We start from the raw sequence: 14,722 nt of genomic DNA, 5'->3' as shown, positions 1-14,722 counted from the left end.
GCGATCACACGCCCAATTCGTTGTCGATGAAGTCGAGGATCTGGCCGGCGTCGGCCGCGCGCAGCCGGTCCGCCGCCTCGCCGTCGCCGGACGCGCGGCTCGCCTTCCACCGCGTGAGCAGCGCCTCCAGGCGTGCCGTGACCGCGTCGACGTCCAGGTCGTCCGCCGCGGTCAGCGTGCGCTCCAGTCGCGTCAGGTCGCCCAGCACCGGGGCGGTCGGGTCGCCGGCCGGAGCGCCCGGGTCGTCCGGCGCGAGCTGTTCGAGCAGGTGGTCGGCGAGCTGGGCGATCTGCGGGTAGTCGAAGACGACCGCGGCCGGCAGGCGCAGCCCCGTCGCCGCGCCGAGCCGGTTGCGCAGCTCGACGGCGGTGAGGGAGTCGAAGCCGAGGGCCTTGAACGTCGCGTCGGGTGAGACGGCACCGGAGTCGCCGTGTCCGAGCACGGTCGCCGCGTTGGCGCGGACGAGGGTGACCAGCGCCTTCCGCCGTTCCGGCGGGGCCATGCCGCGCAGCCGCGCGGACACCTCGTCCGGCGGGGCCGCCGACGCCGCCGCGGGACGGCCGGGCCGGGCGCCGGGCGCCGCGAGGGCGCGCAGCGGCGCGGGGAGCTCCTCGGCGGGGCGGCCGGCCAGGGCGCCCGCGTCGAACGCGAGCGCGACCATCGCGGGACGCCCGTCGCGGTGGGCGGCGTCGAAGAGCGCGACCCCGTCGTCCGTGGGCAGCGGCCTGATCCCGAAGCGGGCGAAACGCGCGAGGTCGGCCTCGGTCAGCTTCCCGGTGAGCCCGCTGATCTCCGCCCACAGGCCCCAGGCGATGGACACGCCCGCCAGCCCGCGGGCGCGCCGGTGCGCGGCGAGGGCGTCGAGGTAGGCGTTGGCGGCGGCGTAGTTGGCCTGCGCGAGCGTGCCCAGCGTGGCGGCGAAGGAGGAGCAGACGACGAACATGCCGAGCCGCAGGTCCGCCGTCGCCTCGTGCAGGTGCCGCGCCGCGCCGGCCTTGGCCGCCCACACTCGGGCGATGTGGCCGGGCGTCAGCGACCGGACCATCGCGTCGTCGAGCGCGCCGGCGGTGTGGACGACGCCGGTCAGCGGGTGCGCCGGGTCGACGCCGGCGACCAGTGCCCGTACGGCGCCGGGGTCGGTGACGTCCGCCGCGACGACGCGCGCCTCGGCGCCCAGCTTCTCCAGCCGGGTGACCAGGTCGGCCGCGCCGGGCGCGCCGGGGCCGCTCCGGCTGACCAGGACCAGCCGGGCGACCTGCCGGGTCCGCGCCAGGTGCTCGGCCACCGCCGAGCCGATCGTGCCGGTGCCGCCGGTGATGAGCACGGTGCCGTCCGGGTCCACGGCGGGTGGCACGTCCAGGACGAGCTTGCCCGTGTGCCGGGCCTGGCTCATCAACCGGAACACCTCGCGGGCCCGGCCGAGCGGCCACGCCCGTGCCGGCAGCGGCCGCAGCGTCCCGGCGGCGAACAGGCCGACGACGTCGGCGAGCATCGCGCCGACGCGCTCCGGCCCGGCGTGCGCCAGCAGGTCGAAGGCGGTGTAGGAGACTCCCGGGTGGCCGTCCGGCTCCCGGACGTCGGTCTTGCCCATGTCGACGAACCGGCCGCCGGGTGCGAGCAGCCGCAGCGAGGCGTCGGTGAGCTCCCCGGCCAGGCTGTTGAGCACCACGTCGACGCCGTCGCCGCCGGTGGCGCGCCGGAAGGCGTCCTCGAAGCCCGCGTCGCGGGAGGACGCCCGGTGCGCCTCGTCGATCCCCATCTCCTCCAGGACCGGGTGCTTGGCGGGGCCGGCCGTCGCGAACACCTCCGCGCCGAGGTGGCGGGCGATCTGCACCGCCGCCATCCCGACGCCGCCGGTGGCGGCGTGGATGAGCACGCGCTGCCCCGATCGCAGCCCGCCCAGGTCCACGAGGCCGTACCAGGCGGTGAGGAACGCGACGGGCGTCGCCGCGGCCTGCCGGAAGTCCCACCCGCCCGGGACGGGGACGACGGTACGCGCGTCGGCCACCGCGATCGGGCCGAACGCCCCGCCGACCAACCCGAACACCCGGTCCCCGGGGGCCAGGCCGGTCACGTCGTCCGCGACGTCGAGCACCACGCCCGCGCCCTCGCTGCCCGGCTGCGCGTCCTCGTCGGGGTACATGCCGAGCCCGATCAGGACGTCGCGGAAGTTCACGCCGGCGGCCCGTACGTCGACCCGGATCGTGCCCGGGGCCAGCGGCTCCAGCACCTCGGGGCACGGCACCGCCGACACGCCGTCGAGGGTCGCGTCCGCCCCGGCGGCGAGCCGCCACGCCTTCTCACCGGCCGGGCCCGACAGCTCGGCGGGCTCGCGCGCCGGCGTCATCCGGGGCACGAGCACCCGGCCGTCGCGCACCGCCGCCTGCGGCTCGCCGGCCGCGAGCGCCCGCCGTACGGCCTCGGTCACGTCGTCGTCGTTCTCCGCGTCGAGCAGGACGAACCGGCCGGGGTTCTCCGACTGGGCGCTGCGGACCAGCCCCCACACCGCGGCGCCGCCCAGGTCGGGGTCGTCCGTCGCGACCGCGCCGCGCGTCACCAGCACGAGCCGGGACTCGTTCAGCCGCGGCTCGGCCAGCCAGTCCTGGAGCACGCCGAGCGCGCGCCCGGCCGCGTCCTGTCCCTCCCCGCCGTCCACGCGGACCGTGGCGACCGGCGGCACGGCGGCGTCGGCGTCGAGGGCGTCGAGAGCCACCCAGTCCTCCGCGGCCGGCAGCTCGGCCGGCTCGGGCAGCGGCGTCCAGTCCACGGTGAAGAGCCCGTCGGGCATGCGCCGCAGCCGGTCGGCGCTCGCCGGGCGCAGCACGACCGACTCGGCGGTCAGCACCGGGGCCCCGGCCGCGTCCATGACGCCGATGCGTACGCCGTCCTCGGGCCGCTCGCCCAGTGCGGAGATCCGTACGCGGGCCGCCGTGGCGCCGGCCGCGTGCAGCGCGACGCCGGACCAGGCGAACGGCAGCGACAGCCGGCCCGTCTCCAGCGGCCCCGTCAGCAGGATCGGCTGCAGCGCCGCGTCGAGCAGGGCGGGATGGACGCCGAAACCGCCGGCGTCACCGGCGGCCTCCGGCAGCGTCACCTCGGCGAGCAGGTCGCGGCCCTGCCGCCAGACGGCGCGCAGGCCGCGGAACGCCGGGCCGTAGTCGTATCCCGCGGCGGCGGCGCGCTCGTAGAAGTCCTCGACGGACACCGGCTCGGCCCCGGCGGGCGGCCATGTGTCCTCGCGGGTCGGCTCGGGCCCGGCCGGCACGAGCAGGCCCGTCGCGTGCGTCGTCCACTCGGCCGCGCCGGCGTCGGCGCCGGAGTAGACCCGCACCTCGCGGCGGCCGTCGTCCCCGGGGGCCTCGACCAGGACCTGGACGTGCAGCGCGCGCGAGGCGGGCAGGAAGACGGGCTCGCGCAGCGTCAGCTCCTCCACGCCTCCGCAGCCGGCCTCGTCGGCGGCCCGCAGCACCCACTCCACCAGGGCGGCGGCGGGCAGCAGCGTGCCGCCCGCGACCACGTGCTGGGAGATCCAGCCGCCGGCGGACAGCCGGCCGGTCAGCATGCGCCCGCCGTCGGCCCGCGCGACCGAGACCGGCAGCAACGGATGTCCCGACCCCGCGCCGGCCTGCGTCCCGGCCCGGTCGGCCAGCCAGTAGCGCGTGCGCTGGAAGGCGTATGTCGGCAGGTCGACGGTCCTGGGCGCCGGATCTGCGGGGAACCAGGTGGCCCAGTCGACGCCGAGGCCGGCGGTGAACGCCTCGCCGAGAGAGCGGGCGAGCCGGGTGAGGTCCCCCTCGTCGCGCCGCAGCGTCGGCACGGCGACGGCGGTCACATCGGCCGCCTCGAACGTCTCCTCCATCCCCACCGTGAGCACCGGATGGGGACTGGCCTCGACGAAGACCCGGTGGCCGTCGTCCAGCAGCGCCCGGACCGTGTCGGCGAAGCGTACGGGCCGGCGCAGGTTGGTGATCCAGTACGCGGCGTCGAGCGTGGTCGTGTCGATCCGGCCGCCGGTGACGGTCGAGTAGAACGCCACGTCTGACGCCGTCGGCGCGATGCCCGCGAGCGCCTCGGTCAGCTCGTCCGCGATCGTGTCGACCTGCGGGCCGTGCGAGGCGTAGTCCACGTCGATCAGCCGCGCCCGGAGGCCGTGCTCCTGCGCCGCCGCGACGACCGCCGCCACCCGGCCGGGCTCGCCGGAGATGACGGTGGAGCGCGGGCCGTTGGCCGCCGCGATCCCCGCGCCCTCGGCCCCGTCCAGCAGCCGGGTGACCTCCTCGGCGTCCGCGCCGACGGAGGCCATCGCGCCGGCGCCGGACAGGCGGCGCAGCGCCTTGCTCCGTACGGCGACGATCATGGCGGCGTCCTCGAGGGAGAGGGCACCGGCGACGCAGGCCGCGGCGATCTCCCCCTGGCTGTGGCCGACGACGGCGGCGGGCCGTACGCCGTGGTGGGCCCAGACCGCCGCCAGGCCCACCATCACGGCCCACAACGCCGGCTGCACCACGTCGACGCGGCTCAGCTCCGCGCCGGCGCCGTGCAGCACCCCGGTCAGGGACCAGTCCACGTACGGCGCCAGGGCCCGTTCGCACTCTTCGACGCGCGCTGCGAAGACCGGTGAGGACTCCAGCAGGGCGGCCCCCATGCCCGCCCACTGCGCCCCCTGCCCCGGGAACACCAGCACGGCGTCCGATCCGGCGGCCTGGCCCGGCACGAGAGCGGGGTGCGGCTCGCCGGCGGCCAGCGCCGCCAGCCCGGCCGGCAGGTCGCGCGGGTCGTCTCCCACGACCACGGCGCGGTGCTCGAACGCCGCGCGCGTGGTCGCCAGCGACCAGCCCACCTCCGCCGGCGTCACGTCGTCGTGGTCCGCCAGGAAGTCCGTCAGCCGCCGCGCCTGCGCCCGCAGCGCCCGCGGGCCGCGGGCCGACAGCGTCCAGACGCCGACGTCGGGCTCACGGCCGTGGGCCTCGGACTCGGGCTCCTCCGGGGCCTCCTCCACGATCAGGTGGGCGTTCGTCCCGGAGATCGCGAACGAGGAGACCGCGGCACGACGCGGACGCTCCGTACGAGGCCACGGGGTGTCCTCGGTGAGCAGGCGGACCGTGCCGGCGTCCCAGTCGGCGTACGGCGTCGGCTCCTCGACGTTGGCGGTGGCGGGCAGCAGGCCCTTCCGCATCGCCATCACCATCGTGATCAGGCCGGCGGAGCCCGCCGCGGCGACGGTGTGCCCGATGTTGGCCTTGACCGAGCGCAGCCACAGCGGGTGGTCCGGCTCACGGTCCTGCCCGTACGCGGCCAGCAGCGCCTGGACCTCGATCGGGTCGCCGAGCCGGGTGCCGGTGCCGTGCGCCTCGATCGCGTCCACGTCGCCCGGCGTCAGGCGCGCGCCGGCCAGCGCGTGCCGGATCACCTCTTCCTGCGCGAGGTCGTTGGGCGCGGTCAGCCCGTTGCTGGCGCCGTCCTGGTTGACCGCCGAGCCGCGGATCACCGCGAGGATCCGCCGCCCGTTGCGGCGCGCGTCCGACAGGCGTTCGAGCAGCAGCAGGCCGGCGCCCTCGGCGAACACCGTCCCGTCCGCGTCCGCGGCGAACGGCTTGCAGCGGCCGTCCGGCGCGAGCCCGCGCTGCCGGGAGAACTCGGTGAACAGGGCGGGGGTGGCCAGCACCAGCACCCCGCCGGCGAGCGCCAGGGAGCAGTCGTCCTGCCGCAGCGCCTGGCACGCGAGGTGCACGGAGACCAGCGAGGCCGAGCACGCGGTGTCGACGGTCAGGGCCGGGCCCTCCAGCCCGAGTGTGTAGGCGACGCGGCCGGAGATGACGCTGGTGCTGCGGCCGGTGGTGGCGTGCCCCTCGAACCCCTCCGGGATGCGCGCCAGACCGGACAGGTAGTCCTCGCCGGACATGCCCGCGTACACGCCCGTCCGCGTGCCGCGCAGCGAGGCCGGGTCGATCCCGGCGCGCTCGAAGGCCTCCCAGGAGGTCTCCAGCATCACGCGCTGCTGCGGATCCATCGCCAGCGCCTCGCGCGGGCTGATCCCGAAGAACTCCGCGTCGAAGGAGTCGGCGTCCCGCATGAAGCCGCCGCGCCGCAGGTAGCTGGTCCCGTGGTGGTCCGGGTCGGAGTGGAACAGCGTGTCCAGGTCCCAGCCGCGGTCGGCCGGGAACTCCGTCAGTGCCTCTCCCCCGCCGGCCACGAGGTTCCAGAGCGCCTCGGGCGAGTCGACCCCGCCGGGATAGCGGCAGGCCATGCCGACGATGGCGATCGGCTCGGCGGACCGCTCCTCCACCTGCCGCAGCTTGCGGCGGGTGTCGTGCAGTTCGGCCGCGACCCGCTTCAGGTAGTCGACCAGCCGGTCCTCATTCTCCATGGCGTATCACCGTTCAGGAGGCTCCAAGCTCTTTGTCGATGAAGTCCAGGACCTGCTCGGTGGAGGCGGACCGCAGCCGGTCCGCGGCGTCGGCGTCCTCGCCGGCCCCCGGGCCGGCCCCGTTCTCCTTCGCCGCCCGGCGCGCCTCCTTCCACGTGTCGAGCAGGCGTTCCAGGCGGGCCGCCACCGCGTCGTGGTCGCCGTCGGCCGCGTCGACCGCGGCGAGCGCCGACTCCAGCCGGGCCACCTCGCCGAGCAGCGGGCCGGCCTGACCCCGGCGCGCGGTGCCGCCGCCGGTGGCGGCGCGGCGCAGCAGCTCGCCCGCGACGTCCTTCGGAGTCGGATGGCCGAAGATCAGGGCGGCGGGGAGGGCGAGCCCGGTGGCCGAGACGAGCCGGTCACGCAGCTCCACGGCCATGACCGAGCCGAGGCCCAGCTCCGTGAAGGTCGCCTCGGGGCTCACCCGGGCCGCGTCGGCGTGGCCGAGCACCGCGGCCGAGTGGCCGCGTACCAGGTCGAGCACCATGCGGCGCCGTTCCTCCTTGGCGAGGCCGGCCAGCCGGCCGGCCAGGTCCGCCGATCGGCCGCCGTTCGCGGCCGCCGCGACCGGCCGCCGCACCGGCCCGCCGTTCGCGGGTCCGTCGTCCGTACGCGCGCGCTCGCCCGCGGCCTGCAGTCGCTCTCCGTCGGCCTGGCGGAGGGTGACCACCGCGTCGAGCACGGGCCCGCCGGCCGGGTCGGTCACCGTCAGCCGCACCCCGTGATCCAGCGCGTCGCCGAGCGGCGACAGGCGCACGCGGACCGACGTCGCCCCCGCGGCGTGCAGGACCACCTCGTTCCACGTGAAGGGGAGCCAGACGCCCTCGTCGCCGAGCCGGCCGACCAGCAGCGGGTGGAGCACCGCGTCGAGCAGCGCCGGGTGGACGCCGAACTCCTCGGCCTCGGCCTCGGGCAGCTCGACCTCGGCGAGCAGGTCGGCGCCGTCCCGCCACATCGCGCGCAGCCCCTGGAAGACGGGGCCGTAGCCGTAGCCGGCGGCGGCGGTCCGGTCGTAGAAGCCGGCGAGGTCGACGGGCTCGGCCCCGGCGGGCGGCCACGCGGCGGCCGGCGGCTCGCCCGGGCCGGTGGGCACGGCGCCGAGCACACCGGTCGCATGGCAGGTCCACCCGGCGTCGGCGCGCGAGTACACGCCCACCTCGCGCCGGCCGTCCTCCCCGGCGGCGCCGACCACCACCTGGACGCTCAGGCCGCTCGGCTCGGGGACCGCCAGGGGCGTGTGGATGACGAGTTCCTCGACGGTCGCGCAGCCGGTCTCGTCGGCGGCGCGCAGCGCCCATTCGAGCTGCGCGGCGCCCGGGACCAGCAGGGTGTCCGCGATGACGTGGTCGGTGAGCCAGGGCTGCCGCCGCCCCGACACCCGGCCCGTGAGCACGCGGCCGACACCGCCGGCCGGGTCGAAGGCGGCGCCGAGCACGGGGTGGCCGGTCCCGCTCAGGCCGAGGTCGGAGGGGTTCACCGCGTCCGCGCCCCCGCGCGTCACGGACAGCCAGTAGCTCTCCCGCTGGAAGGCGTAGGTGGGAAGGTCGACGACCGTCGGCGGCGGGTCGGTGGGGAAGCAGCGGGTCCAGTCGACGTCGACGCCGGCGGCGAACGCGCCGGCGAGCGCCCTGATGACCTGCGCGGGACCGCCCTGGTCGCGGCGGATCGTCGGCAGCGCCGCGGCCGTGGTGTCCGCCTCCTCCGCGCACTCCCCGATCCCGGGCGTCAGGACCGGGTTCGGGCTGGACTCGACGAAGACCCGGTGACCGTCGGCGAGCAGCGCCGCGACGGTGTCGGCGAAGCGCACCTGCTCGCGCAGGTTGGTGACCCAGTAGCCGGCGTCGAGGGTGGTGGTGTCGATCCGCTCCGCGGTGACGGTCGAGTAGAACGGCACCGTCGCGGCCATGGGGGCGATGCCCTCCAGCGCCACGCCGAGCTCCTCGGTGATCTCGTCGACCTGGGGGCCGTGCGAGGCGTAGTCCACGTCGATCAGGCGGGCTCTCAGCCCTTGTTCCTCCGCGGCGGCCACGACGGCCTTCACCGGCTCGGGCGGGCCCGAGATCACGGTCGCCGACGGGCTGTTGACGGCCGCCACGGCCACGCCGTCCACCTGTTCCAGGAGCCGCCTCACGTCCGCCTCGGTCGCGCGCAGCGAGGCCATCGCCCCTCCGCCGGACAGGCTGCGCAGCGCCTGGCTGCGCACCGCGACGATCCGGGCGGCGTCCTCGATCGACAGCGCGCCGGCCACGCACGCGGCGGCGATCTCGCCCTGGCTGTGGCCGATCACCGCGGCCGGGCGTACTCCGTACTCGGCCCAGAGCGCGGCCAGCGAGACCATGACCGCCCACAGCGCCGGCTGGACGACGTCGACGCGGCTCAGCTCCGCGCCGTCGCCGCGCAGCACCCTGGTCAGGGACCAGTCCACGTACGGCGCCAGAGCCCGCTCGCACTCGGCGGCGCGCGCTGCGAAGACCGGCGAGGAGTCCAGCAGTTCCGCGCCCATCCCGGCCCACTGCGAGCCCTGCCCGGGGAAGACCAGCACCGGATCGGCGCCGGCCGCGCCCGCGGCTCCGGTCACGACGTCGGCGTCCGGCGCGTCCTCGGCCAGCGCGGCCAGGCCGGCGAGCAACCGCCCGCGGTCCTGCCCGATCACCGCCGCCCGGTGCTCGAACACCGACCGCGTCCTGATCAGCGACCACCCCACCTCGGCGGAGGTCAGCTCGGGGCGGGCGGTCACGTGCTCGGCCAGCCGTTCGGCCTGCGCGCGCAGGGCCTGCGCCGACCGCGCCGAAAGCACCCACAGGGGTGCCGTCGGCTCCGATCCGCGGTGGTCCGGCGCCTGCTCGACGATCAGGTGGGCGTTGGTGCCGGAGATCCCGAACGAGGAGACCCCCGCGCGGCGGGGGCGGCCGTTCTCCGGCCAGTCCACCGCCTCGGTCAGCAGCCGCACCTCGCCCGCGGACCAGTCCACGTGCGGCGACGGCTCGTCCACGTGCAGGGTGGTGGGCAGCACCCCGTGCCGCAGCGCCATCACCATCTTGATCACACCCGCCACACCGGCCGCCGCCTGCGTGTGCCCGATGTTGGACTTGACCGTCCCCAGCCACAGCGGCCGGTCCTGTCGCCGGCCCTGCCCGTACGTCGCGAGCAGCGCGTTGGCCTCGATGGGGTCGCCCAGGGTGGTGCCGGTGCCGTGCGCCTCGATCACGTCGACGTCGGCCGCCGCCAGCCGGGCGTTGGCGAGCGCCCGGCGGATGACACGTTCCTGGGAGGGGCCGTTGGGCGCGGTGAGCCCGTTGCTGGCGCCGTCCTGGTTGATCGCCGAGCCGCGGACGATCGCGAGGATCCGGTGCCCGTTGCGCTCCGCGTCCGACAGCCGCTCCAGCACGACCAGGCCCACGCCCTCGGCCCAGCCCGTACCGTCCGCGGCCTTGGAGAAGGCCTTGCACCGGCCGTCCGGCGACAGGCCCCGCTGCCGCGAGAACTCCACGAACATGCCCGGGGTGGCCATCACCGTGATGCCGCCGGCGAGCGCCAGGGAGCACTCCCCCTGCCGCAGCGACTGGCACGCCAGGTGCATCGCCACCAGCGAGGACGAACACGCCGTGTCCACCGTCATCGCCGGCCCCTCCAGGCCGAACGAGAAGGCCAGCCGGCCCGCCATCACGCTGGGCGTCGTACCGGTCAGCAGCTGGCCGTCGAGGTCCTGGGACGCCTCGTGCATGCGCGGGCCGTAGTCCTGGGTGGTCGCGCCGACGAACACGCCGGTCGCGCTGCGGCGGAGCGAGCCCGCGTCGACGCCGGTCCGCTCGAACGCCTGCCAGGCGGTCTCCAGCAGCAGCCGCTGCTGCGGATCCATCGCCACGGCCTCACGCGGGCTGATCCCGAAGAACGCGGCGTCGAACAGGTCCGCGTCGTAGAGGAACCCGCCCTCACGGGTGTAGCTGCACCCCGACCGGTCCGGGTCCTCGTCGAACAGCGCCGAGAGGTCCCAGCCGCGGTTGGCCGGGAACGCGCCGACCGCGTCCTCCTCGCCGGCCACCAGGTCCCACAGCTCCTCGGGCGAACCCGCGCCCGGGTACCGGCAGGCCATGCCCACGATCGCGATCGCGTCGTCGGCCGTGCCGTGGCCGGGGCCGTCGGCCGGGGCGGCAGGGGCGCGCAGGACCCGGTCGCGCAGATGCCCGGCGACGGCGTGCGGCGTCGGGTGGTCGAAGGTCAGGGTCGTGGGAAGCGGCAGCTGGGTCGCGGTGCCGAGCCGCTGGGACAGCTCCGTGCCCGCGATCGAGTCGAAGCCGAGCTGTTTGAAGGTCAGGCGGGGGTCGACGGCGGCCGGTGTGGCGTGCCCGAGGACGACGGCGACGTGCGTCAGCACCGTCTCCAGCAGCGCCCGGTCGCGGTCCGCGTCGTTCAGCGCGGCGAGGCGCCGGGTGAATGGCGAGCCCTCGCCCGGGGCCCGCGCGGGGGCCTCCCGGTCCGCCGCCGCCGGTGCCGGTGTCGTCGTTGTCGTGGGTGCCGGCAGGGCGTCGGGCCAGTACCGGCTGCGCTGGAACGCGTACGTCGGCAGGCCGATTCGCCGGCACTCCCGGCCCGCGAACACCTGTTCCCAGTCCAGGTCGGCGCCCTGAACGTACGCCCCGGCCATGGCGGCGGCGAACGCGGCGCTCTCCGGCCGGTCGCCCTCCAGCGCCGCGAGCACGACCGGACCGGGGCCCGCCGCCACGTGGTCGCGCGCCATGGCGGCGAGCCGTTCGCCGTGCCCGAGCTCCAGGAACACGCCGGCGCCGCCTTCGCGCAGGAAATCGAGTCCGGCCGCGAGCCCTCCGGACTCCCGTACGCACTCGGCCCAGTGATCCGCGGAGCCGAGCCGGCCGACGGTGACCGGGCGGCCGGTCACCCCGGAGACGACCGGGACGGCGAGGGCGGAGACGGTCAGGTCCGACACCACGGTACGAAGCTCGTCGAGCGCGCCCTCCGCGTCCTGGGCGAGCCGGCCCAGGGCCACGACGAGTGCGCACGCCTCCGCGAGCGGCAGCGCGCCGGCGACGTGCGCGGCGGCCACCTCCCCGGCCGAGTGCCCCATCACGACGTCCGCGCCGAGCCCCCACGACTCGGCGAGCCGGTACAGCGCCACGTCGAGCGCGAACACGGCGGCGTGGGCGTACGGCGCCTGGTCCAGCGGGCCGTCGCCGGCGAAGGTGACCTCGCGGAGCGGCCGTTCGAGGTGGGGGTCGAGCTCCGCCCACACGTCGTCCAGCGCCTGGGCGAACCGCGGGTGGGCCTCGTACAGGGCCTGGCCCGTCCTCGCGCGCTCGCTCCCGGGGCCGCTGAAGAGCAGGGCCACGCCGCCGTCTCCCGGACCGGCCGCGTCGTCGCCGCGTTCCAGGGCGGCGAGCCGGTCGAGCCGCTCCTCGGCGTTCTCGCCGAGGACCACCGCCCGGCAGGCGAACGCCGAACGCGAGGTGCCGAGGGAGTACCCGACGTCGGCGGGATCGAGGTCCGGGTGCTCGGCGAGGTGCCGGCGAAGCCGCCCGGCCTGCGCCGCCAGCGCCGCGCGGCTCGTTCCCGACAGCGGCCAGGGGACGTCGGCGGTGTCCCCGGAACGGGTGGCACCCGCCACCGGCTCCTCCGGCGCCGCGCCGAGCAGGAGGTGGCAGTTGGTCCCGCCCATGCCGAACGAGCTGACGCCCGCGAGCAGGGGACGGTCCGGGTACGGCCAGCCGGTCAGCCGGTCCTGCACCCGCAGCCCGAGCCGGTCCAGGGGGATCTTCGGGTTCGGCGTGCTGAAGTTGAGGCTCTGCGGCAACCGCTCGTGCCTCAGGCTCAGCGCCGTCTTGATGAGCCCGGCGATTCCGCCGGCGCCCTCCAGATGCCCGATGTTCGTCTTGACCGAGCCCACGGGCAGCGGCGCGTCACGGCCGGCCCCGAGGACCGCGCCGAGCGCGGCGGCCTCCACCGGGTCGCCGACGGGGGTGCCGCTTCCGTGCAGCTCGACGTACTGGACGTCCGCCGGCGACACGCCCGCGGCCCGGTACGCCTCGCGCAGCACGTGCTCCTGCGCCGCCGTGCTGGGCACCGTCAGCGCGTCCGTGCTCCCGTCGTTGTTCATGGCGCCGCCGAGGATCACGCAGTACACGGGGTCGCCGTCGCGCAGCGCCGCGTCCAGCGGCTTGAGCAGCACGACTCCGCCGCCCTCGCCACGGACGAAGCCGTTGGCCCGCGCGTCGAACGTGTAGCAACGGCCGTCCGGGGACAGGCCGCCGAACTGGGCGGCCATCTCCATGCTGTCCTCGTCGAGGATGAGGTTGATGCCGCCGGCCAGCGCGAGCGAGCACTCGCCGCGGCGGAGGCTCTCGCTCGCGACGTGCACCGCGACCAGTGACGAGGACTGCGCGGTGTCGATGTGCAGGCTCGGCCCGCGCAGGTCGTACCCGTACGAGACGCGGTTGGCGATGATGCTGCGGTGCATGCCGGTCATCGCGTGGCGTGCGCTCCCGCCGAGCGAGGACCGGCGGAGCAGCGTGGCGTAGTCGTTCCAGATCGCGCCGACGAACACGCCGGTGTCGCTGCCCGCCAGGGACGGCGGGCGGATACCGGCGTCTTCCAGCGCCTCCCAGGTCAGCTCCAGCACGAGGCGCTGCTGGGGGTCCATCGACACCGCCTCGCGCGGCGAGATGCCGAAGAACTCCGCGTCGAAGGAGGCCACGTCGTCGAGGAACCCGCCGGGCCAGACGCGGGGCGCGCCGTCGTCGCCGGGTGCCGGGGCGGCGCGGCCGCGGTCGGCCGGCATCTCCCCGATCGCGCTCTCTCCGTGGCTCAGCAGCCGCCAGAAGGCGGCCGGGTCCGGCGCGTTCGGCAGCCGGCAGGCAAGGCCGATGACCGCGATGGGAGCCGCGCCGGCGCTCGGAACCTCGGGACGCGCCCTAGCCATCGCGCGACCCGCGGCGGTCGGGCAACGCATGGTGCTGGACTGTCATCGAGGCACTCCCGCCTGGAAATCGCTCTCGCTTCGGCCCCTCATCGTTGGCCCCCGCCCTAAAGGCACGCCAAACATGTGCGGAGGGACGCGGCTCTAGCGGAGCTTTACCTCGGACGCGCACAATTCGGCCGAAGTCACATCGCACAGGCGACGCAACGAGCTCACCAGCACGGTGAGGAGACCGTTCTCGCCTCGTCGCGACCCCCGAACCACCCCGGCCGCTTCCCGGCCGGGGCCGTCACCGCCGCGCGGCCTCCACGGCGGACGGCAGGTTCGGCATGCCCACTCCCTCCCCGAACCCGTACAGGAGACGCCCATGACCCGTTCAGTCCGCGTCAGGCAGCTGGCTCTCGCGTTCGCGCTCGTCTGCGGGACGCTGCTCGCCCTGGCGATGCCGGTACGTGCCGCGACCACACCCACGTGCTCGACGTACACGCTCCACGTGCGCATCGCCGATCCGGGGCCGGCCGACCAGACCTTGTGGGGGCGGCTGTGCTACCCGGGCTCCACCCGGCCCTCCAAGGTGCAGCTGCTGGTGCACGGTTCCATGTACAACCACGTGTACTGGGACTTCCCGGTCGGGAACGGCCTCTACTCCTACGTCAAGGCGGCGGCCGGCGCGGGATACGCGACGTTCAACGTCGACCGGATCGGCGACGGCAACAGCTCACACCCGCCGAGCGCCCAGCTCGACATCCCGGCCGGCGCCGTCGCGCTGCACGACGTCATCACCAAGCTCCGCGCGGGCTCCCTGGACGGCCACGCCTTCTCCCGCGTGGCGTGGATCGGGCACTCCAACGGGTCCTACCACGCCATGTACGAGATCTCGCGCTACCACGACGTGGACGCCACGATCCTGACGGGCGGCCTGCACGGGATCAATCCCGACGCCGGCTCCGTCATCTACCCGGCCGTGCAGGACCCGAAGTTCGCCGGCTCCGGTCTCGACTCCGGCTACGTCACGTCGATTCCGGGGACACGGGACTTCTTCTACGACCCGGCGACGTCGGACCCGAACGTGATCGCTGCCGACGAGGCGAACAAGGACGTGGCCACGCTGACGGCGAGCCCCGTCCTGCCGACCCCGATGGACATCACGGTGCCGGTTCTGCTGATGTCCGGCCAGCGCGACCGCGCCCAGTGCGTCAACGTCACGCTGTACGACTGCTCCGACCCCGCCAGCGTCAAGGCGTATGAGGGGCAGTTCTACAAGCCGGAGGCGCACCTGACCGTCGAGATGATCCCGGGCACCGGCCACGACCTCGCCCTGTCGACGACGGCGCCGCAGACCGACGCCCTCATGCTCGCCTGGCTGAAGACGAACTTCGGCTGATCCG

3 protein-coding genes are annotated in these 14,722 nt (G+C 75.7%); 1 reads left to right on the top strand and 2 read right to left on the bottom strand.

Annotation, left to right across the window (positions count from 1 at the left end; translation table 11 throughout):
- Positions 1–4: 4 nt before the first annotated feature.
- Both QWU11_RS24165 and QWU11_RS24160 read right to left on the bottom strand, forming a co-directional pair.
- The gene (locus tag QWU11_RS24165; RefSeq protein ID WP_290116671.1) at positions 5–6,367 is read right to left on the bottom strand and encodes a type I polyketide synthase; all 6,363 of its coding nucleotides are present in this window, start codon (positions 6,365–6,367) and stop codon (positions 5–7) included.
- Between the two features lie 13 nt (positions 6,368–6,380).
- On the bottom strand, positions 6,381–13,337 hold the full coding sequence (locus QWU11_RS24160; protein ID WP_290116670.1) for a type I polyketide synthase: 6,957 nt from the start codon (positions 13,335–13,337) through the stop codon (positions 6,381–6,383).
- Between the two features lie 364 nt (positions 13,338–13,701).
- On the opposite strand from QWU11_RS24160, the gene QWU11_RS24155 reads away from it, so the two are divergent.
- Positions 13,702–14,718, top strand: coding sequence for an alpha/beta fold hydrolase (locus QWU11_RS24155; protein ID WP_290116669.1), 1,017 nt, complete (start codon positions 13,702–13,704; stop codon positions 14,716–14,718).
- The last annotated feature ends 4 nt before the right edge of the window (positions 14,719–14,722 follow it).

The sequence above is a fragment of the Actinomadura sp. DC4 genome (genome assembly GCF_030406325.1).
Taxonomy (GTDB): domain Bacteria; phylum Actinomycetota; class Actinomycetes; order Streptosporangiales; family Streptosporangiaceae; genus Actinoallomurus.
The sequence above is the reverse complement of the archived record's forward strand: the minus strand, read 5'-3'. Positions and strand labels throughout refer to the sequence as shown.

Excerpts from the sequence above, each read along its gene's own strand:
- QWU11_RS24165 (WP_290116671.1), bottom strand. The coding sequence starts at position 6,367 with ATGGAGAATGAGGACCGGCTGGTCGACTACCTGAAGCGGGTCGCGGCC.
- QWU11_RS24160 (WP_290116670.1), bottom strand. The coding sequence starts at position 13,337 with ATGGCTAGGGCGCGTCCCGAGGTTCCGAGCGCCGGCGCGGCTCCCATC.
- QWU11_RS24155 (WP_290116669.1), top strand. The coding sequence starts at position 13,702 with ATGACCCGTTCAGTCCGCGTCAGGCAGCTGGCTCTCGCGTTCGCGCTC.